Annotated in this window: 19 protein-coding genes; 12 read left to right on the top strand and 7 right to left on the bottom strand. The window is 67.6% G+C overall.

The window, feature by feature from the left end:
• Nucleotides 1-156 precede the first annotated feature (156 nt).
• The 3 genes from ACLJOO_RS22420 (at nt 157) to ACLJOO_RS22410 (ending at nt 2,796) form a co-directional block, all read left to right on the top strand.
• Nucleotides 157-1,308: a molybdopterin molybdotransferase MoeA gene (locus ACLJOO_RS22420; protein WP_410789228.1), complete on the top strand. Its 1,152-nt coding sequence runs from the start codon at nt 157-159 to the stop codon at nt 1,306-1,308.
• Between the two features lie 154 nt (nt 1,309-1,462).
• Entirely contained in the window at nt 1,463-2,320 is an 858-nt protein-coding gene (gene fdhD / locus ACLJOO_RS22415; RefSeq protein WP_410789227.1) for a formate dehydrogenase accessory sulfurtransferase FdhD, read from the top strand.
• On the top strand, nt 2,317-2,796 hold the full coding sequence (locus ACLJOO_RS22410; RefSeq protein WP_410789226.1) for an SRPBCC family protein: 480 nt from the start codon (nt 2,317-2,319) through the stop codon (nt 2,794-2,796). Before fdhD ends, ACLJOO_RS22410 begins: the two co-directional genes overlap by 4 nt.
• On the opposite strand, the gene ACLJOO_RS22405 is transcribed toward ACLJOO_RS22410, so the two are convergent.
• Both ACLJOO_RS22405 and ACLJOO_RS22400 read right to left on the bottom strand, forming a co-directional pair.
• Nucleotides 2,797-3,222: a MerR family transcriptional regulator gene (locus ACLJOO_RS22405; RefSeq protein WP_410789225.1), complete on the bottom strand. Its 426-nt coding sequence runs from the start codon at nt 3,220-3,222 to the stop codon at nt 2,797-2,799.
• Between the two features lie 9 nt (nt 3,223-3,231).
• The gene (locus ACLJOO_RS22400; RefSeq protein WP_410789224.1) at nt 3,232-4,272 is read right to left on the bottom strand and encodes an aminotransferase class V-fold PLP-dependent enzyme; all 1,041 of its coding nucleotides are present in this window, start codon (nt 4,270-4,272) and stop codon (nt 3,232-3,234) included.
• A gap of 147 nt (nt 4,273-4,419) precedes the next feature.
• Here ACLJOO_RS22400 and ACLJOO_RS22395 point away from each other — a divergent pair, with 147 nt between their 5' ends.
• Nucleotides 4,420-5,457, top strand: a complete 1,038-nt coding sequence (locus ACLJOO_RS22395; RefSeq protein ID WP_410789223.1) for an aldo/keto reductase — start codon at nt 4,420-4,422, stop codon at nt 5,455-5,457.
• Nucleotides 5,458-5,472: 15 nt separating this feature from the next.
• Here ACLJOO_RS22395 and ACLJOO_RS22390 read toward each other — a convergent pair whose 3' ends face one another.
• From ACLJOO_RS22390 to ACLJOO_RS22380, 3 genes are all read right to left on the bottom strand, one after another.
• Entirely contained in the window at nt 5,473-6,309 is an 837-nt protein-coding gene (locus tag ACLJOO_RS22390; RefSeq protein WP_410789222.1) for a carbohydrate ABC transporter permease, read from the bottom strand.
• On the bottom strand, nt 6,306-7,202 hold the full coding sequence (locus tag ACLJOO_RS22385) for a carbohydrate ABC transporter permease (protein WP_410789221.1): 897 nt from the start codon (nt 7,200-7,202) through the stop codon (nt 6,306-6,308). The genes ACLJOO_RS22390 and ACLJOO_RS22385 overlap by 4 nt, the downstream gene beginning before the upstream one ends.
• A gap of 64 nt (nt 7,203-7,266) precedes the next feature.
• Entirely contained in the window at nt 7,267-8,529 is a 1,263-nt protein-coding gene (locus tag ACLJOO_RS22380; RefSeq protein WP_410789220.1) for an ABC transporter substrate-binding protein, read from the bottom strand.
• A gap of 211 nt (nt 8,530-8,740) precedes the next feature.
• Here ACLJOO_RS22380 and ACLJOO_RS22375 point away from each other — a divergent pair, with 211 nt between their 5' ends.
• The 7 genes from ACLJOO_RS22375 to ACLJOO_RS22345 all read left to right on the top strand — a co-directional run bounded on the left by ACLJOO_RS22375 (nt 8,741) and on the right by ACLJOO_RS22345 (nt 16,207).
• Nucleotides 8,741-9,775 carry a LacI family DNA-binding transcriptional regulator gene (locus ACLJOO_RS22375; RefSeq protein ID WP_410789219.1) on the top strand — a complete coding sequence of 345 codons (1,035 nt, stop codon included), beginning with the start codon at nt 8,741-8,743 and terminating at the stop codon, nt 9,773-9,775.
• 25 nt (nt 9,776-9,800) lie between these two features.
• Nucleotides 9,801-10,811, top strand: coding sequence for a LacI family DNA-binding transcriptional regulator (locus ACLJOO_RS22370; protein ID WP_410789217.1), 1,011 nt, complete (start codon nt 9,801-9,803; stop codon nt 10,809-10,811).
• 93 nt (nt 10,812-10,904) lie between these two features.
• Nucleotides 10,905-12,194, top strand: coding sequence for an extracellular solute-binding protein (locus ACLJOO_RS22365; RefSeq protein ID WP_410789216.1), 1,290 nt, complete (start codon nt 10,905-10,907; stop codon nt 12,192-12,194).
• Nucleotides 12,195-12,205: 11 nt separating this feature from the next.
• Entirely contained in the window at nt 12,206-13,147 is a 942-nt protein-coding gene (locus tag ACLJOO_RS22360; protein WP_410789215.1) for a carbohydrate ABC transporter permease, read from the top strand.
• Complete coding sequence (locus ACLJOO_RS22355; protein ID WP_410789214.1) at nt 13,144-14,034, top strand: carbohydrate ABC transporter permease; 891 nt, start codon at nt 13,144-13,146, stop codon at nt 14,032-14,034. Before ACLJOO_RS22360 ends, ACLJOO_RS22355 begins: the two co-directional genes overlap by 4 nt.
• Before the next feature lie 21 nt (nt 14,035-14,055).
• A complete protein-coding gene (locus tag ACLJOO_RS22350) occupies nt 14,056-15,555 on the top strand; it encodes an alpha-N-arabinofuranosidase (RefSeq protein ID WP_410789213.1) in 1,500 nt (499 codons plus the stop codon).
• 25 nt (nt 15,556-15,580) lie between these two features.
• Nucleotides 15,581-16,207, top strand: a complete 627-nt coding sequence (locus ACLJOO_RS22345; protein WP_410789212.1) for a TMEM175 family protein — start codon at nt 15,581-15,583, stop codon at nt 16,205-16,207.
• Here the strand turns inward: ACLJOO_RS22345 and ACLJOO_RS22340 are convergent.
• Together ACLJOO_RS22340 and ACLJOO_RS22335 are read right to left on the bottom strand one after the other, a co-directional pair.
• The gene (locus tag ACLJOO_RS22340) at nt 16,182-16,634 is read right to left on the bottom strand and encodes a GNAT family N-acetyltransferase (protein WP_410789211.1); all 453 of its coding nucleotides are present in this window, start codon (nt 16,632-16,634) and stop codon (nt 16,182-16,184) included. The genes ACLJOO_RS22345 and ACLJOO_RS22340 overlap by 26 nt on opposite strands.
• Before the next feature lie 10 nt (nt 16,635-16,644).
• Nucleotides 16,645-17,349 (bottom strand): siderophore-interacting protein, encoded by a 705-nt coding sequence (locus ACLJOO_RS22335; RefSeq protein WP_410789210.1) that lies wholly within the window; start codon nt 17,347-17,349, stop codon nt 16,645-16,647.
• Nucleotides 17,350-17,439: 90 nt separating this feature from the next.
• Here ACLJOO_RS22335 and ACLJOO_RS22330 point away from each other — a divergent pair, with 90 nt between their 5' ends.
• Nucleotides 17,440-20,001 carry a GNAT family N-acetyltransferase gene (locus ACLJOO_RS22330; protein ID WP_410789209.1) on the top strand — a complete coding sequence of 854 codons (2,562 nt, stop codon included), beginning with the start codon at nt 17,440-17,442 and terminating at the stop codon, nt 19,999-20,001.
• Nucleotides 20,002-20,008: the final 7 nt, after the last annotated feature.

Here is a 20,008-nt window from a genome sequence, read left to right as displayed (position 1 = left end):
CCCGACACGACCAAGGCGGAAATGCCGTCCGGCGTGCGGGATCGGTTCGACAAGCGGGGGCGGGTCGGAGAGGGTGGGCCTGTGGAGGACGGGCCCGGGCGCACAACTGCTGGAGGCCGTGTCGCGAGGGCGCGGCGGGACGTGGTGCCCTGGGACGTGGCTCGAGGGTTGGCGTATGCCGTGGCCCGGCCGGGAGCGGTCGTACGGCGCGGGCTCGACGAGGCGGACGGGTGCGTGCTGGCCACGCCGTTGGTCTCGCCGGTTGCGGTGCCACCGGTGGATCGGGCGGCGATGGACGGGTACGCCGTACGTGGCGCTGGACCGTGGCGCGTGATCGGGCACGTGAAGGCCGGGACCGCGGATCCAGGTGAGCTGGCCGACGGCGAGGCAACCGGCATCGTCACTGGCGCGACAGTGCCAACCGGAGCAACCTCCGTCCTCCGCTCAGAAGACGCCGTCATGACGGGCGAGTGGTTGGAGGGGCCGGTCGAGGACGGGCGGCATATCCGGCGGGCGGGCGAGGAATGCCGACCCGGCGACCAGCTGCTGCCGGCCGGAGTTGTCATCGGCCCAGCGGTCCTCGGCCTCGCGGCGACAGTCGGCCTGAACCGGCTCACCGCCATCTCCCCACCCACAGTCGCCGCCCTGATCACCGGCGACGAACTGGTCCGCCAAGGCCCCTCAACCCCCGGCCGAGTCCGCGACGCCATCGGCCCCATGCTCCCCGCCCTAATCACCCGCGCCGGCGCCACACCCGCCGCCTCGGTGCGGCATTTGCCGGACTCGCTCGATCAGTTGGTGAGTGCGCTGCGGGAGACCCAGGCGGACGTCATCCTCGTCTCCGGTTCCTCAGCCTCGGGGCCGGCCGATCACCTCTGGCCGGCGCTCAAGACGCTGGGTGCCGAGCTGATTGTCGACGGAGTGGCGTGCCGTCCCGGGCATCCGCAAGCGCTCGCACAACTACCGGACGGCCGCCTGGTGATCGGCCTCCCCGGCAACCCGTTCGCGGCGCTTGTCGCGTTCCTGACGCTGGGCGTCGCAGCCATCACGCGCATGCGCGGCCTCCCGCTCCCCGAGCTCACCAACATCGCAGTCCCCGGCGGCATCCCCTGCCACCCCACCAGTACCCGACTCGTCCCGGTCCGCCTCACCGCACAAGGCGCCGTACCCGTAGGCCACGGCGGCGCCGCCATGCTCCGCGGCCCCGCCACCGCCGACGCCCTCGCCGTAGTAGCCCCCGGCCCCGCCGAAGCCATCGCCGCCCGCCTCCTCCCCCTCAACCCGGCAGCCGCCCCATGGCCCACCTGACCCACCCGCATCCCCAGTGCGCCCGCAGCGGAGGGGATATCCGCTCCTCTGGTGGGTTCTCTGTTGATACAGCAGGGGAGAACCCACAACACGAGCGGATATCCCCTCGAATGCAAGCCGTGGGACGCCCGATCACACCCGGAGGAGGCAAGCCGTGGGCCGGTTGATTGCGCGGCGGCCAGTGGTGCGGGTTACCCCGGCCGGTAGCCGCTCGCGGCCTGACTCGATTGCGGTGGAGGAGCCACTTGAGTTGCGGGTTGACGGGAAACCGCTGGCCGTGACGATGCGGACACCCGGCCACGACGTCGAGCTCGCGCACGGGTTTCTGCACACGGAGGGCGTGATCGGCAGCGTCGACGACACCCGTGACGCGCGGTACTGCGACTCCCGCGACGACGAGGGCCGCAACACGTACAACGTCCTCGACCTCGGCCTGGCACCCGGCGTACCCGCGCCCGTCACCGGCGTCGAGCGCAACTTCTACACCACCTCGTCCTGCGGCGTCTGCGGCAAGGCGTCCCTCGACGCGGTCCGCACCAAGACCCGCCACTCCCCGGCCGCGGACGACGTCACCATCAAGTACGACGTACTCGCGATGCTCCCCGACGCGCTCCGCGCCAGGCAGCAGGTCTTCGACCGCACCGGCGGCCTGCACGCGGCCGGCCTGTTCACGCCGACCGGCGAGCTGCTCGTCGTCCGCGAGGACGTCGGCCGCCACAACGCCGTCGACAAGGTCATCGGCTGGGCCCTGCTCAACGGCCGGATCCCCGCCCGCGGCCTGATCCTGATCGTCTCCGGCCGGACCTCGTTCGAGCTCGCTCAGAAGGCGGTGATGGCCGGCATCCCGATCCTCGGCGCGGTCTCGGCTCCCAGTTCGCTCGCCATCGACCTCGCCGCCGAGTCCGGCCTGACCCTTGCCGGCTTCATCCGCAACGGCAACCTGAACCTGTACAGCCGCCCGGAACGGGTAAATGTCGAGGCCGCTGAGGCGCATACGACGTACCGGGCATGAACGACTACGGAGTGACCGGTGCGACCACCGGCGTCGAGGTACTGATCAAGCTGCCGATCCACGAGGTCTGGTCCGGCATCACCGCGATCGAGCGGTACGGCGAGTGGAGCCCGGAGTGCATCCATGGCGCCTGGCTCGAGGAGGGCGCCCGCTTCGAGGCACGGAACCGCTTCCCGGACGGCCTGGAGACGTACGTGACCTGCACAGTCACCGTCCTCGAGGAGCCGAAGCGTTTCGGCTGGGACGTGTACGGCGACGAGGCGGTCCCGTTGGCGCACTGGGAGTACGAGCTGGAGGACCGCGGCACCGAGACCCTCGTCCGTCAGTCGTTCACCCACGGCCCGGGCGAGAGCGGGCTGCGGATAGGCGTCGGACAGCACCCGGACCGAGCAGCGGAGGTCATCCAGGGCCGACTCGACCAACTGGCAGCGAACATGCGCACCACCCTCGCCGCCATGGAGTCGGCACTCAAGTGATCAGGACGCCTCGCTGGCGGTCTGTGTGGACGGAGTCGTCCACAGGCAGTCGGCGGTGCCGGCGTCTACGTGCTCCTGGTAGATGTCGACCTTCCAGGTGATCACGTTGAGGCACTCGTTGAGTTCCTCGATCTGCGCGCGCACGTAGTCCTGATGGCTCTTGAGCAGGGCCAGCCGGTCCGCCTCGTTGCCGGCCCCCTGGCGAACCAGCTCCGTGTACTTGCGGATGGTGTCGAGCGGCATCCCGGACGAGCGGAACTTGATGCACATGTTCAGCCAGTCGACGTCGTCCTCGGTGTAGACGCGCCGCCCGTTCGACTCCCGCCGTACCGCGTCCGCGAGCAGTCCCTCGCGCTCGTAGAACCGCAGCGCGTGCACGCTCAACCCGGTCCGCTCCGCGACCTGCCCGATGCTCAGTCCATCCATGTCCGCACCCTAACTCCGGATCAAAGGCTTCAGCGCCGAGAGAGCCTGCTGTACGTCGTCGCGGGTCGAGTAGATGTGGAACGACGCGCGCAGCTTCCCGTCCCGTACGGCGGCCCGGATCCCGGCGGCCGCGAACGCCTCCTGCGCGCCGGGCAGTCTCGTACTGACGATCGCGCTGTTCGACGGCGCGAGCCCGAGCCCGGCGCGGAACTCGTTCGCGAGCGCGAGGTTGTGCCGGTTGATCGTCTCGACGCCGATCTCCTCGATCAGCTCGAGCGCCGGCGCCGCGCCGACGAAGCTGAACCACGCCGGCGACTGGTCGAACCTGCGGGCGGCCGGATCGAGCTCCATCACCGGCCCGTAGTACGAGCCATGGATGTCGCGTGCGGCGTACCAGCCCGCCGCCGACGGCCGGCAGCGCTCCTGCAACCGCGGCGACAGGTACCCGAGCGTCGCGCCGCGGGGTGACATCAACCACTTGTAGCTGTGGGCGATCAGCGCGTCGACACCGTCGACCGTGATCGGATGCCAGCCGACCGCCTGGGTCGCGTCGATCACCACGAGCGCGCCGACCTGCTTGCTGGCAGCAACTACTGCAGGCAGGTCGAGGACGACGCCGGTCGACGACTGCACCGCACTCACCGCGACCAGGTCGATCCCCGGCGTGATCGCGGCGACCACCTCGTCACCCGGTACGGCGATCACCTCGACGCCACGGTCCGCGTGCACCTGCCACGGGAACACGTTCGACGTGAACTCGACGTCGTCGGTCAGAACCTTCGCACCGTCCGGCAACGCGGCCGCGATCGGCGCCAGCGCCGCGGACACCGTGCTGCCGACGAACACGTCCGCCGCCGGCGCCCCGACCAGTCGCGCGAACGACTCCCGGGCCCGCGTCGTCGACTTGTCCCACGGCTCCCAACTGGTCGCACCGACCCGCCAGTCCGACAACGCAGCCTGCAACGCCTCCCACGCCGGCCGCGGCGGCAGCCCGTACGACGCAGTGTTCAACCAGCCCGGCTCAGGATCCCAAAGCTCTGCAATCTCCACTCCCCCACCCTACGGACCAACTTTGAGCACCCACCAACCGTTTCCAGGGACCGCAAACGGTTGGTGGGTGCTCAAAGTGCGGGGCTTGACCTAGAGAGCGCTCTAGCTTCTAGCGTGCGGGGCAGAGACCACGAAGGAGTTGGACGTATGCGTTATCGCACGCTGGGTGGGACCGGGATCGAGGTCAGTACGCACTGTCTCGGGGCGATGATGTTCGGTGCGGTCGGGAACCCGGATCACGACGAGTGCATCCGGATCATCCATGCCGCGCTGGACCAGGGCATCAACTTCGTCGACACCGCGGACATGTACTCCGCGGGCGAGTCCGAGACGATCGTCGGCAAGGCGCTGAAGGATCGCCGCGACGACGTCGTACTGGCGACCAAGGTGCACTTCCCGTTCACCGAGGGCCGGAACCGGAGCGGGAACTCGCGGCGCTGGATCACCCGCGCGGTCGAGGACAGCCTGCGCCGGCTCGGCACGGACTGGATCGACCTCTACCAGATCCATCGGCCGGACCACACCACCGACATCGAGGAGACGCTGTGGGTGCTGAGTGACCTGGTCAGCGCGGGCAAGATCCGCGCGTTCGGGTGCTCGGCGTTCCCGGCCGAGGACATCGTCGAGGCGTACCACGTGTCGGACCGGCGCGGGTACGGGCGATTCCGGACGAACCAGCCGCCGTACTCGATGATGGCCCGCGGCATCGAACGCTCCGTCCTCCCGACCTGCCGCCGACTGGGGATGGGCGTGCTGACGTACAGTCCGCTCGCCTTCGGGTTCCTGTCCGGGAAGGTCCGCAAGAACCAGCCGCTCGACCGGTCCGCCAGAGCCGCGCTCGCGCCCGATCGCTTCGATCCGGCGCTGCCCGCGAACGCGGCGAAGTACGACGCCGTCGAGCAACTGGTCGAAGTTGCCGACGGCATCGGTACGACGCTGCCCGAACTGGCGATGGCCTTCGTCACCACGCATCCGGCGGTCACGTCCGTGATCTCCGGACCGCGCACCATGGAGCAGCTCGAGGGCCTGATCACCGCCGCGGACCTGACGTTGGACGACAAGACCCTCGACCGGATCGACGAGATCGTCCCACCCGGCACCGACGTGTACCGCGCCGACGCCGCCTGGCAACCCCAATCCCTCACCGACCTCACCCAACGCCGCCGGGCCCTGACCGACCGCTGAGAACAAGCGCGGCGCTCAGCCTTTGAAGGCGCCGTCCATGATGCCGGTAACGAGGCGGCGGCCGACGAAGGCGAAGAGGATCAGGAGCGGGATGGTGGCGAGGAAGGAGCCTGCCATCGCGAGGCCGAGGTCGATGACGCGGCTGTTCTGCAGAGCTTTGATGGCGATCTGGGCGGTGTACATCTCCGGGGATTTGAGGATGATGAAGGGCCAGAGGAAGTCGTTCCAGGAAGTGACGAAACCCAGAAGCCCGAGGACGAAGGCGGCCGGACGGACCAGTGGGAAGGCGATCTGCCAGAAGATCTGCCAGGAGTTCGCACCGTCGATCCGGGCCGCCTGGAGCAGTTCGTCGGAAACGGTCGAGGCGATGTGTTGCCGCATCCAGAAAATGCCGAAGGCACTGGCCAGCCCGGGCACGATCAGCGCCTGAAGGGTGTCCACCCAGCCGAGCTTCGACATGATCATGTACTGCGGAATCACGGCGAGCTGCGTCGGAACGGTCATCGTGAGTACGACGATCAGGAACAGCGTGTTCCGGCCCGGGAAGCGCAGCTTGGCGAACGCGAACCCTGCCAGCGCGCAGAGCACGCCGTGGCCGGCGCCGATGGCCAGCGCGACCACGGCGCTGTTGACGAGCGACCGAACGAACGGAACCGTGGTGAAAACGAGTTCCGCGAGGTGGAAGAGATTCCCACCGGGGATGACGTGTGGCGGCATCTTGTAGGCGGTCGCCGAGTCGTTCGACGCTACGACGAACATCCAGTACAGCGGGAAGACTGTGACCACCACGGCGATGGTCAGCAGGACGTAGACCCACCACGGCACTCGTTCGATCCGGCGGCTGGTGATCATCGGCCCTCCCTACGGAAACGAGTCGACAGCAGATAGTTGAGGAGCGCGAAGGCGACGACGAGGACGAAGAGCGTGACGCCGATCGCCGCGCCGTACCCGAACTTGAACTGGCCGAAGCCTTGCTCGAACAAGAAGAGGGTGAGGGTCTGGCATTGCCGGACCGCTCCACAGGTCATCGGCGAATTCGTCGACACCAGCAGTGGCTCGGTGAAGATCTGCAGGCCGCCGATGGTCGAGGTGACGATGGTGAAGACGATCACCGGGCGCAGCGACGGAATGGTGATGTAGCGGAACTGTTTCCAGTTGCCGGCGCCGTCGACCGAGGCAGCCTCGTAGATGTCGCGCGAGATCGCCTGCAGCGAAGCCAGGTAGAGAAGAGTCGTGTAGCCGGTCCACCGCCAGATCACCATCGTGGCGATCATCGCCTGACTACCCCACGTGGACTGGACGAAGTCGACCGGACCGACGCCGATCAGGTGCAGCGCCCAGTTCAGCAGCCCGTAGTCGCGGTCGAAGAGCTGCGCGAAGACGACCGTTGTCGCCGCGACGGACGTGATGTACGGGACGAGCATCGACATCCGGAAGAGCGTGGCCCACCGCAGGCGCGCGTGGTTGAGCAGGTGCGCGAGGCCGAGGGCGATCAGCAACTGCGGCACGGTGGACAGCACCCAGATGCTGATCGTGTTCTGCAGTGCGTTCCAGAACCGCGGGTCGTCGAACAGCCGGGAGAAGTTGGCCAGCCCAACGAACGTGTGCTCGGCCACCGGGTTCCAGTCGAACAACGCGACGTAGAACGTGAACAGCAGCGGGAACAGGCCGAAGACGGCGAAGATCACGAAGAACGGCGCGATATAGGCGTACGGCGCGACGCGCTCGCCGATGCTTTCGCGCACCCGGCGCCTCGACACGACCGGTGGTCGCGTCGAGGCACGCGGAGCGGTGAGGCTGCTGGTCACACTATTTCCCGATCGCGGTCTTGACGTTCTGCAACGCCGTGTCCCAGGCCTTCGCCGGATCACCCTTGCCCTGCTCGACATTGGTGAGGGCGTTCTGGAACTCCTGTCCGATGGCGGAGCTGTCCGGGCCGATGTAGAACGGCTTGAGGCCCAGCAGGGAGTCGGTGTAGATCTTCCCGGTCGGTGCGTTCGAGAAGAACGGATCCTTGTGCGAGGTCAACTGCGGATCCTTGTACACCGACGGCGTCGACGGCAGCGAACCCGAGCCGACGTAGTGCGTCAGCTGGGACTGCGGCGACTGCATCTCCTTGATGTAGTTCCAGGCCGCCTGGGGATTCTTGGCGTTCTTCGGGATGGCGAGATAGCTGCCACCCCAGTTCCCGGACCCGCCGGGGATCGTGGCAACGTCCCATTTGCCCTTGGTGGCCGGCGCGTTGGAGCGGATGCTGCCGAGCATCCAGGACGGTGCCGCGACGACGGCGAAGTCGCCCTTGACCATCCCTGCCGTCCAGCCCTCCGTGAACGAGCTGAGCTTCGCGGTGATGCCTGCCTGCGCGGCCGCCAACGTGTAGTCGAAGGCCAGCTTGACCTGCGGGCTGTGGTCGTAGGCCAGGTTGTGGTCGGCGTCGTAGTACTTCATCGACCCCTGGTTGACCGCCTGGTAGAACACGCTCGTCGAGGCGTTGTCGACGAACGCCTTGCCGGTGGCGGCCTTGTACTGCTTGCCGACCTCGATGAACTTGTCCCACGTCGGCCACAACTTACCGACCGCGTCCCGGTCGGTCGGCAACTTCGCGGCCGCGAACAGATCCTTCCGGTACGCGATCGCCAGACCACCGACATCGGTGGGGATGCCGAGCACCGGACCGTCCTTGGCGACGCTCTGCGACCACACCCAGTCCAGGTAGTCCTTCTTCAGGTCGTCCGCACCAAGGCTGCGCAGGTCGACGAAGTTCTGCGGCTGCTCGACGAACTTCGGCAGGTCGTCGCCCTGGATCAGCACCAGATCCGGAACCTTGCCCCCGGCAAGCGCAGTGGTCAGCGCCTGCGCCGTCTCGACCGAGGATCCGACCTCGGTCAGCTTGATGTGGATATCGGTGTGTTTCTTCTGGTACTCGTCGACGGCGGACTTCTGGTTGATCCCGGAGAACGACCAGAAATCGAACGACTTCGGGTCGGCCGAACCACCGGAATCACTGCTGGAGCAGCCGGCGACCACCAGCGCGGCGGCAGCACCGACAGCGAGCGCAAGACGTACTTTCACGGCAAACCTCCCTCACACTGCGGACGCAGTGGTGGCGGCGGTACCGACCCTGGCTCGATCGAGTCGCGCCAAGTCCGAAAATTTCGGAGTCCCCGCCGATCATTGCGGGGAACTGTAGGGCTGCGATTGCGGAGGGTCAACAGGTCGTTTCGAGATTCCTGCCGAAACATCCGGAGAGAGCGTCCAGGTGGCCGCAGCTAAACTCACCGCCATGACCGCTAGCAGCGACTCCGCGGCGGAGCCGTCAGGCCGGGCCATGACCGTCGCCCAGATCGCCGAACTCGCCGGCGTCTCGATCCCGACCGTGTCCCGCGTGATCAACGGTCAGTCCGATGTCTCGCCCAGGACCCGTGCGATGGTCGAGGACATCATTCGCACGCACGGTTTCCGGCGGCTGAAGAAGCCCGGCACCAAAGCCGCGCTGATCGAGCTCGTCTTCCACGAGCTCGCCGGCGCGTACGCGATGGAGGTGATCAAGGGCGTCGAACGCGTGGCCGGCGAGAACGGGCTGGCCGTCGTACTGTCCGAGATGCACGGCCACACCCCCGGGCGCGGCTGGATCGAAGGCGTGCTGGCCCGCCGGCCGGTCGGAGTGATCGCGGTGTTCTCCGGACTCACTCCCGCGCAGAGCGACCAGATCCGCAGCCGCGACATCCCGTTCGTCCTGGTCGACCCGACCGGCGACCCCGGACACGAGTTCCCGTCGGTCGTGGCCAGCAACTGGAGTGGCGGATTCTCGGCCACCCGCCATCTGCTCGAGCTCGGGCACCGGCGGATCGCCACCATCACCGGACCGATCCGGATGCTGTCCAGCCGCGCCCGGTTGGACGGATACCGCGCGGCGATGGACGACGCGGGTACGCCGATCGCGCCCGATCTGATCTGCGAAGGGACGTTCCAGGCCGAGGACGGCCTGACGCACGGGCGCGCCCTGCTCAGCCGCCCGGACCGGCCCACCGCGATCGTGACCCAGAACGACCTGCAGGCCTTCGGCGTGTACCGCGCAGCCGCCGAGTCCGGACTGCGCATCCCCGACGACCTCAGCGTCGTCGGCTTCGACGACCTGCCGATCACCAGCTGGGTCACGCCCCCGCTGACCACCATCCGCCAGCCACTCACCGACATGGCCGCCGCGGCCGCGGACATGGTCATCACCCTCGATCGCGGTGAGTCGCCGGCCCACCACCGCCTCGAACTCGCAACCCAACTCATCACCCGAGGCAGCACCGCACCACCGCGGCCATAGGTCGCACAGCCTTTACGCTGAGGCCATGGCTGTGACGATGCGCGATGTCGCGCGCAAGGCCGGCGTGTCACCGAAGACGGTCTCGAACGTGATGAACGGCTACCCGTACATCCGGGAGGAGACCCGGACCAAGGTGCTCGCCGCGATCGATGCCCTCGGCTACCGGATGAACATCTCCGCCCGGAACCTCAAGTCCGGCCGGACCGGTGTGATCGCGCTCGCCGTACCGGAGCTCAGCAACCCGTACTTCGCGGAGCTCGCCGACGCGGCGATCGCGGCGGCCGGCGAGCACGGCCTGACGGTGATGATCGAGACCACCGGCGCCGACCGCGAACGGGAACTGACCGCGTTGGCCCGGCCGCGCGGGCACCTGGTCGACGGCCTGCTGTACAGCCCGCTCGGCCTCGGCCCCGAGGACGTCGACCAACTGCGCACCGAGACGCCGATGGTCTTGCTCGGCGAGCGGATCTTCCACGGCCCGGTCGACCACGTGATGATCGACAACGTCGCGGGCACGAAGGCCGTCGTACGGCACCTGCTCGACCAGGGCCGCCGGCGGATCGCGGTGATCGGGATCCGGCCCCGCGAAGGCGTCGGCACCGCGGCCATCCGGTACGGCGCCTACATCGAGACGCTGGCGGAGTACGGCGTTCAGGTGCGGGAAGAGCTCGCCGTCTCGGGCGGGAAGTGGCATCGATCGAGCGGGGCGGACGCGGTGGCGGAGCTGCTCGAGACCGGACAGCCGTTCGACGCCGTCTTCGCGCTGAACGACACCTTGGCGCTCGGCGCGATCCGGGCTCTCACCGCGCACGGCGTACGAATCCCGGACGACGTGGCGGTCGCCGGCTTCGACAACATCGACGAGGCCAGCTACAGCAGCCCGACCCTGACCACGGTCGACCCCGACCGGGTCCACATCGCCCGGACCGCGGTCGAGCTCCTGGTCCAGCGGATGGCGGGCGACGCCTCCGAACACCACGAGGTGGTCGCCCCGTACGAACTCCACACCAGGGAATCCACGCTCGGTCCGAACTGAGACCTTGACGCTCCCGGAGCACTCGGGCATCCTCTCTACACCGATGTAGTACATCGGTGTAGAAATCCGGACTCCACTCCGCCTGGAGGACAGATGCCCCCTGACCCCGCCCCCTTCCGACCTGGGCGTCGAGCAGTACTTGGTGGCCTGCTCGGCACCCTCGCCCTCACCGGTTGCGGCGCCCTCCGCTCCGAACCCAAGGTCCGCGAATGGAACCTGTTCGGCGGCGGCGACGGCGCCCGCCTGCTGCAGATCCACCAGCAGTACGTCGCCGAGCACCCGGACGTCATGTTCGAGGCGCACACGCTGGCCTGGGGCCCGCCGTTCTACACCAAACTCGCGATGTCCGCGGCCGGCGGCCGGGCGCCCGAGGTGGCGACCCTGCACCTGTCCCGGCTGAAGGGTTTCAGCCCGGCGACAATGCTGGATCCGATCCCGGTGGACGTGCTCGCGGACGCCGGCGTCACCGAGTCCGACTTCCTGCCGACGTCCTGGAACCGCGCGGTCGTGGACGGCAAGCTGTACGCCGTACCGCTCGACACGCATCCGTTCGTCCTCTACTACAACACCGAGATCTGCAAGAAGGCCGGGCTGCTCGGTGCGGACGGCAAGATCAAGACCGTCCAGGGCGTCGACGCGTTCGTGGACATGCTGAAGGCGGTCAAGGACGTGACCGGCAAGTTCGGCGCGTCGGTCGAGACCACCAACCCGTGGCGGCTCTGGTGGACGCTGTACGGGCAGCTCGAAGGGAAGTTCTTCGACGAGACCGGCACGCGGCTGATCCTCGACGACGCCAAGGCGCTGGAAGCCCTGAGCCTGATGGCGAAGCTCGCCGCCGACGGGCTCACGCCGCGGTCATCCAACTACTCGGCTCTGGTCGCGCAGTTCAGCAACGGCGACGCCGGCCTGAGTTTCAACGGGGAGTGGGAGGTCACGACGTACCAGACCGCGAAGATGCCGTTCAGCATGGCGCCGTTCCCGGTCGTGTACGACGTACCGAAGTACGCCGGTGATGCGCACACGTTCGTGTTGCCGCACCAGAGCAACCGGAACAAGGACGACACGAAGGCGACGGTCGAGTACATCGCCTGGATGCTCAAGCACAGTGCGGAATGGGCGGCCGGCGGCCACATCCCGGCGTACCAGCCGGTGGCGAAGAGTGAGGAGTACCTCAACCTCAAGCCGCAAGCGGAGTACCGCAGCGTCGCGCCGGACGTGCTGTTCGACCCGGACGCGTGGTTCAGCGGGTCCGGTGCGCAACTGCAGAACGAGGCCGCCGCGGCGTTCAGCGGTGTCTTCTCCGGTCAGGCGACGCCGCAGGCAGCGCTCGCGCAGTTCAAGGCCGCCACCCAGAAGCTCCTCGACACCCCGTCCCCGGTCTAAGGAGGTCGGTCATGGCCGTAGAGACACCACCGCGCGTCACCCCCGGTACGCCGTCGACCGCGGCGAAGGCGGGGACCGGACAGCCCTGGAAGGAACGCTGGGGCGGGCTGTTCTTCGTAGCGCCGTTCCTCCTGTTGTTCGTCCTGTTCATGCTCTGGCCGATCGTTTCGGGCCTGTGGAACAGCTTCTTCAACACCAGCCTCGCCGGCGTCAAGCAGGAGTTCCTCGGCCTGCAGAACTGGCGGGACCTGTTCGGCGACCCGGCCGTCTGGTCGTCGCTCAAGAACACCCTCGTCTTCACCGCGATGAGCACACCTCCGCTGGTGATCATCGCGCTCGTGATGGCGCTGCTCGCCAACCGCAAAGGCCTGCTCGGCTGGCTGTTGCGATTCTCGTACTTCGCTCCGTTCGTCCTGCCGGCCACCGTCGTGACGCTGATCTGGGTGTGGATCTACCAGCCCGGATTCGGCCTGGTGAACGGCCTGCTGACGGCCGGCGGGTTCGCCGAGATCGACTGGCTGAACACCGAGAACCGGGCGATGCTCGCCGTGGTGATCACGACCGTCTGGTGGACGGTCGGGTTCAACTTCCTGCTCTATCTGGCTGCCCTGCAAGGGATTCCGGCCCAGGTGTACGAAGCGGCTGCGATCGACGGAGCGAACGGCCGGCAGCAACTGTTCCGGATCACGTTGCCGTTGCTGAGCCGCACCACCGGCTTGATCATCGTGCTGCAGCTGGTGGCGTCGCTGAAGATCTTCGACCAGATCTACCTGATGACCAACGGCGGCCCGAACCACGCGACCCGGCCGATCATCCAGTACATCTACGAGTCCGGTTTCACCAGCTACCGGATCGGCTACGCGTCCGCGATCTCGTACCTGTTCTTCGCGATCATCGTGATCGTCGCGGTCGCGCAGTTCAAACTGTTCTCCGGCCGAGGGGAGGCAGAATGACCGCCACCACGCTGCCGACCACGAGCCCGTCGACGGCCAGGTCGCCACGCAGCGGCCCGGTGAAACCACGCTGGAGCTTCGGCGGGACCGCGACCGCTGTCGGCGCCGTGATCCTCGCCGTCGTCTGGCTCGTTCCGCTGCTCTGGGCCCTCGACACCTCGCTGAAGCCGGAACCGGAGACGACCCGCGCTCCGATCACCTGGTTGCCGGAGGCACCGACCACCGCCGCCTACCGGAGCGTGATCGACCAAGGCGACCTGATCCGCTGGTTCTTCAACAGCACGATCGTGTCGGTGCTCGTGACGAGCTTGACGCTGGTCGTGTCGGTGCTGGCGGCGTACGGCTTCTCGCGGACCAAGTTCCCGGGACGCAAGGTGCTGTTCGGCCTCATCATCGCCGGCATCCTGGTGCCGCCGCAGGTGCTGATCGTGCCGTTGTTCCAGGAGATGACCGGGCTCGGCCTGGTCGACACCTACTGGGGCATGGTGCTGCCGCAGGTGGTCGCGCCGGTGATGGTGTTCGTGCTGAAGAAGTTCTTCGACGGCATCTCCCGCGACTACGAGGACGCCGCCCGGGTCGACGGCGCGTCCCGCTGGCGGATCGTCTGGAGCGTGATGGTGCCGATGTCCCGACCGATCCTCGTCGCCGTCGGCATCTTCACGTTCATCGGGTCCTGGAACAACTTCCTCTGGCCCTTCATCGTGACCACCGACCCGTCAATGATGACGATCCCGGTCGGCCTCGCCAACGTGCAGGGCTCGTACGGCCTGCGCTACGCCCAGATCATGGCCTCCGCGGTCCTGGGCGGCCTTCCATTGCTGATCGTCTACGCCTTGTTCCAGCGCCACGTCGTCCGCGGTGTGGGTGACGCGGGGATCAAGGGCTAGACACAAGACAGGAGCAACCTGGTGCCCGCTGCCAACCTGACCATCGATCCTGCGTTCACGATCGCGCCCGTGAATCGCCGGACCTTCGGAACCTTCGTCGAGCACATGGGCCGGTGTGTCTACACCGGTATCTACGAGCCCGGCCACGCGACCGCCGACGAGGACGGTTTCCGCAAGGACGTCCTGGAACTGACCCGTGAGCTGGGTGTTTCCGTGGTTCGTTATCCCGGCGGAAACTTCGTTTCCGGCTACCGCTGGGAGGACGGCGTCGGACCGCGCCCGGACCGGCCCCGGCGGCTCGACCTCGCCTGGCACAGTGTCGAGACGAACGAGTTCGGGCTGGACGAGTTCAGCCGCTGGTGCGCCAAGGCCGGCGTCGAGCCGATGATGGCGATCAACCTCGGGACGCGCGGCGTCCAGGAGGCGCTCGACCTGCTCGAGTACACGAACCATCCGGGCGGTACGACGCTTTCCGATCTGCGCGAGCAGCACGGCGCGTCGCCGTACGGGATCAAGTTGTGGTGTCTCGGCAACGAGCTGGACGGGCCGTGGCAGGTCGGGCACAAGACGCCGACGGAGTACGGGCGGCTCGCGGCGGAGACCGCGCGGGCGATGCGGATGATCGACCGGGACCTGCAACTGGTCGCGTGCGGCTCGTCGTCGTCGAAGATGCCGCTGTTCGGGACCTGGGAGCGGGACGTCCTGCGGGAGACGTACGAATTCGTCGAGTACATCTCGTGCCACGCGTACTACGGCAACGACGACGGCGACACCGCCTCGTTCCTGGCGTCCGCGGTGAACATGGACCACTTCATCGACTCCGTGGTGGCGACCGCCGACCACGTCGGCGCGGAACTCAAGAGCAGCAAGAAGATCGGCATCTCCTTCGACGAGTGGAACGTCTGGTACGGCGACCGCTCCCGCCGTACCGACGGACCGGGCGACCAGTGGGAGGTGGCGCCGCGACGGATCGAGGACGAGTACAACGTCACCGATGCGGTGGTGGTCGGCAACCTGCTGATCTCGCTGTTGCGGCACAGCGACCGGGTCGGCGTGGCCTGTCTCGCGCAGCTCGCGAACGTGATCGCACCGATCATGACCGAGCCTGGCGGCGCGGCCTGGCGGCAGCCGACGTTCCACCCGTTCGCGATCACCTCCCGGCTCGCGGCCGGCCAGGTCCTGCGGGTGGAGACCGACTCGCCCGTCGTGACCACGGCGAAGTACGGCGACGTACCCGCCGTCGACGCAGTCGCAACCTACGACGACGGCAAGCTCGCGGTGTTCGCGGTCAACCGGTCGACCGAGGGTCCGATCGAGGTCACGGTCGACGTCAGCCGAAGCGGAGTGACGACCATCGACGAGGCGGTGATCGTGCACGACGCGGACGGGCTGGCCACGAACACTCCCGACCAGCCCGACCGCATTACCCCACAACCGGCCGACGCACGGCTCGTCGACGGTCGTTTGACGATTACGCTACCGGCGATCAGCTGGACAGCGCTTTCTCTGTCGACGAACTGATCACGCGGGCTCAGACTGTGTCCCCGTGAGTACACAGTCTGACCTTGCCGAGACGGGTCGTCTCGAAGCTTTCAGTGACGGCGTTTTCGCGATCGCGATCACCCTCCTCGTCCTCGAACTCCGCAGCCCCGAGCTCGAGGAGGGTGAGCGGTTGTGGCCGGCGCTGTTGCACGAGTGGCCGCAATTCGCGGCGTACCTGACCAGCTTCGCGATCCTCGGCATCATGTGGGTCAACCATCACTCGATGTTCCGCCAGATCCAGCGCGCGGACCGCGGGCTGATGTTCCTCAACCTCTTGCTGCTGCTGTGGGTCACGTTGCTGCCGTTCCCGACCAGCATGTTCGCGGAGCACCTGGAAGACCACACGATCAACGCCAACGTCGCCGCCGCCGTCTACAGCGCGAACCTGACCCTGGCCGCGATCGCGTTCAGCGCGATCTGGTGGCACGTGCTGCGCAAGCACCTGGTCGAGCACGAGATGGACAGCGCCGAGATGCGGAGGTCGCTGATCAGATACTCGTTCGGCACCGTGATCTACGGCGCCTGCATCGGGGTGTCGTTCATCTCCGCCCAGGTGACCTTGCTGCTCGTCTTCCTGCTCGCGGTTTACTACGGGTTCGAGCAGGTCAGGACCCGCGGCGGAACTGCGTGATGTAGATGCTGGGGGCAACTTCTACCTCGCCTAGGGCGACATAACCGCGGGACTTGTAGAGGTTGACGGCCGGGAGGTTGGCCGAGCCCGTCGAGACCAGGCTGACCGGTCGTGGTTCGATCCGGTCCAGTTGGTCGAGGAGGGCTCGGCCGTGCCCGCGACGGGCGTGCGCGGGGTCGACTATCAGGCGAGAGATCTCGACAGTGCGCTCGTCGGGGAACTCATAGGCAACCGCGCCGACGAGGTGTGTTCCGTCGTACCGGCCGAGCCAGAGTTCGGTCGAGGACATGAGTCCGTCGACGTCTTCCCGGAGCGGCGGGATGCCGTCGAAACCGATCAGCTCGGCCTCCACGGCGTACGCGGCGTGCTGGATCGCCAGCAGTCGCTCGGCGAGAGCGCGGTCGGTCAGGTCGAGCGGCGTGATCACGGGTGCCAGATTACGCGGCCTTCCAGTAGCCGAGGGATTTCACGCGGTGCTTCGGGACGGCGAGGTCCTTGAGGACGTACGACGTGAGTTCGCGCGTGGTCGTGGTGTCGCACGCGATCCACACGTAGGCGTCCGGGGTGACGAACTGTTGGAGGTCCGCCTTCACCTGCTCGACCATCTGCGGCCGCGGAACCGTCCGGAGGTCGTGGTGGTCCTCGATCCGGAACGGGAGCTTGTGGTCGGCGTCGTCGGTGGTCTCGAACCAGATCGTCGCCGGCAACTTCGGGGCGACCCCCAGCAGCGAGTTGATCGCGGGCAGCGACGCTGGGTCACCGACCACCAGCATCCGCGGCGGCAGCGGATCCGGTACGTCGAACCCGGTCCCCTGCACTGTCGCCTCGATGGTGTCGCCGGGCTCGGCCTTGCGGGACCAGTCGCTCGCACAGCCGTCGTGCAGCGCGAACTCCAGGCTGAACGTGCCCGCCTCGACGTCCGGATCGACCAGCGTGTACGCGCGCTGGTGCGGCTTGCCGGCGTTGTCGAACCACAGCCGCACCCACATTGTCGGGTGCACGCCGAGCGTCTGCAGCAGGCCGCCGTCGGTGAAATGCACCCGGCGGTAGCGCTCGGTGACCTGTTCGGCACCGGTCACGGTGAAGGAGAAGTCCTTCGCCCGGAACAGCTTGAGCACCACGCCTTCCCAGCCATGCCTCACGATGGACCTCCAGCGAGAATTGCGGTTGTGGCGGCGGATCGCTGCCTTGTAAGTTAGCGCAGCCTAACCTAACTGAAGTGGGGACTGTTTGTGAACGCGAGGGTGTTCCGGGACACGTACGGCGTACCGCACCTGCAGGCCGGGGATCCGCTCGCGTTGGTGTACCTGCAAGGCGTGAACGCCGCGCGGGACCGGGCGTGGCAGCTGGAGCTGGAGCGTCGGCGGTACCTCGGGACGAGCGCCGCGTTCCTCGGGGCGGAAGCCGTCGGGTGGGACGTGTTCGCGCGGCAGGCGCGGTTGGCGGACACGGCGCAGCGGTGTTTCGAGTCGCTCGACGACGAGACGCGCGAATGGGTCACGGCGTACGTCGAGGGGGTGAACCATGCGCTGCCGGGTGGCGCCTCGCGCGCGCCGGAGTTCGCCGAGACCGGGCTGACGCCGCAGGAGTGGGAGCCGTGGGCGCCGCTCGGGATCTGGTTGGCGGTGCACATCCTGTTCGCGGGGTTCCCGTCGAAGCTTTGGCGCACTCATGTTGCGCAGCAGCTCGGGGATGCGTCGCTGGAGTTGTTCACGTCGGAGGGGCCGCATGGGGCGGGGAGCAACGGGTGGTTGATCCCGGGGTCTCATACCGCCAGTGGGCAGGCGATTGTTGCGGGCGATCCGCATCGGTACATCGAGAGTCCGGGTGTGTATCAGCAGATTCGGCTGACGTGCCCGGAGTACGACGTACTGGGGCTTGCGGTTCCTGGCATCCCGGGGCTCGCGCACTTCGGGCACACCGGCAGCGTCGCCTGGTCCATCACGAATGCGATGGCCGACTACCAGGACCTGTACGCCGAACAACTCCGCCGAACTGAGTCGGGCGTGGAGGCGCTGGGCCCGGGTGGTTGGGAGCCGGCATCGCTCCACACCGAGGTCGTAGAGGTCGCCGACGCCGACCCCGTCGAGATCGAGGTGATCGAAACCGCCCGCGGCCCGATCATTCAGGATGGAATCAGTCTTCGTTATCCACCACGGGTCACCGGTCGGCTCGGGTTCGAGGTGATGGGGCGGTTGCTGCGGGCAACTTCTGTGGGTGATGTCGACTCGGCGTTCGACTCGTGGGTTGAGCCGGTGAACGTCGTACTGGCGGCTGATACCGCGGGTGGGTTGCTCCATCGGACGGCCGGTGTCGTGCCTCGGCGGGCGCAGGAGAACAGGTTGCGCGTCGTACCGGCCTGGGAGGCTGCGCACGCGTGGGACGGCTGGCACGACATGCCGCGGGCGGACGTGGACGGCCCGGCGGTGATGGCCAACGCGCGGGGCTTGGCCACGCCGCTGGGCGTCGAGTTCGCCGCGCCGCACCGCGCCGACCGCATCCGCGAACTCGTGGAAGCACGCACCGACTGGACGCTCGACGACATGCCGACCATCCACCGCGACACGTACCTCGGCTCGGCCGGCTCCGTCCTGGACCTGCTGACCGCCCTCGAAGACCTTTCCACAAAAGCAGTTGCCCTCCGCACCGAACTGCTTGCCTGGGACCGCCACATGGACGCCACGAGTACGACGGCCTCGTCGTACGCCGCGATCCGCAAGGCACTCGTGTCCCGCCTGACCGACCACTTCACGATGCTCGAGAACGCCGACGTCGCCGACATCTTCACGCCGTGGATGGACCCGCTGACCTACGTCTCGTACGCACTCGAGAACCTCCTCGTCACCGACCTGATCCCCCACGTCAACGTCGAATGGCTGGCCCGCGAGGCATTGGAAGAGGTCGCCGCCAACAGCCCGCGCCCGCCGTGGGGCGAGACCCACCAACTCGCACCGCTGCACGCGTTGCGCGGTCCGGTCTTTGCGCCGAACGAGGAGCCGTACGACCTCAGCCTGTCCGGAGACCACCATTGCGTGATGTCGACGTCGAGCCTGCCTGGGCTCACCGACGTCTGCATTCGCGCGTCCGCCGCCCGCTACGCGTGGGACCTCGCCGACCGTTCGGCCAGCCGGTGGGTGGTGCCGCTCGGCGCGTCCGGCGTACTCGGGGATCCACATCACCATGACCAGTTGCCGTCGTGGTTGCGCGGTTCGCTCGTGCCTGCAGACGGTGCGGTGGTCCGGGAGGATCGCACGTACTCGGTCACCGTCGACGGGTTCGGGACCGTGCGGATCGAGGAGGCGGATCCGACGCGCGACCTCGAGCTGATCCACGAGTGGGTGACGGCGGAGCGGGCGGCGTTCTGGGGTATGGGCGCGTTGTCGCGGGACGAGATCGCGGCGACGTACCAGTTCCTGGACTCGGTGCCGACGCATCACGTGTACGTCGTACGACTGGACGACGTACCGGTCGCGCTCCTGCAGACCTATGATCCGCAGGCGGATCCAGCGGGTGCGGCGTACGACGTCGCGGCCGGGGACCTCGGAGTACACCTGCTGATCGCACCCGGCGAGGCACGAGGCGGCTTCACCGGTCACCTGGTCGCCGCACTCGCCCGCTTCGCCTTCACCCACCTCGGCCATCCACGCATCGTCGTCGAACCCGACGTACGCAACACCCGCGCCATCGACCGCTTCCAACGCAGCGGCTTCACCCTCGGCCCCGAAGCCAAAATCACCCAACCGGACGGCACCACCAAGACCGCCCAATTCGCATTCCTCACCCGCCGGCCCTGATCCGTCG

Source organism: Kribbella sp. C-35, assembly GCF_046549195.1.
GTDB lineage: Bacteria > Actinomycetota > Actinomycetes > Propionibacteriales > Kribbellaceae > Kribbella.
The sequence above is the reverse complement of the archived record's forward strand: the minus strand, read 5'-3'. Positions and strand labels throughout refer to the sequence as shown.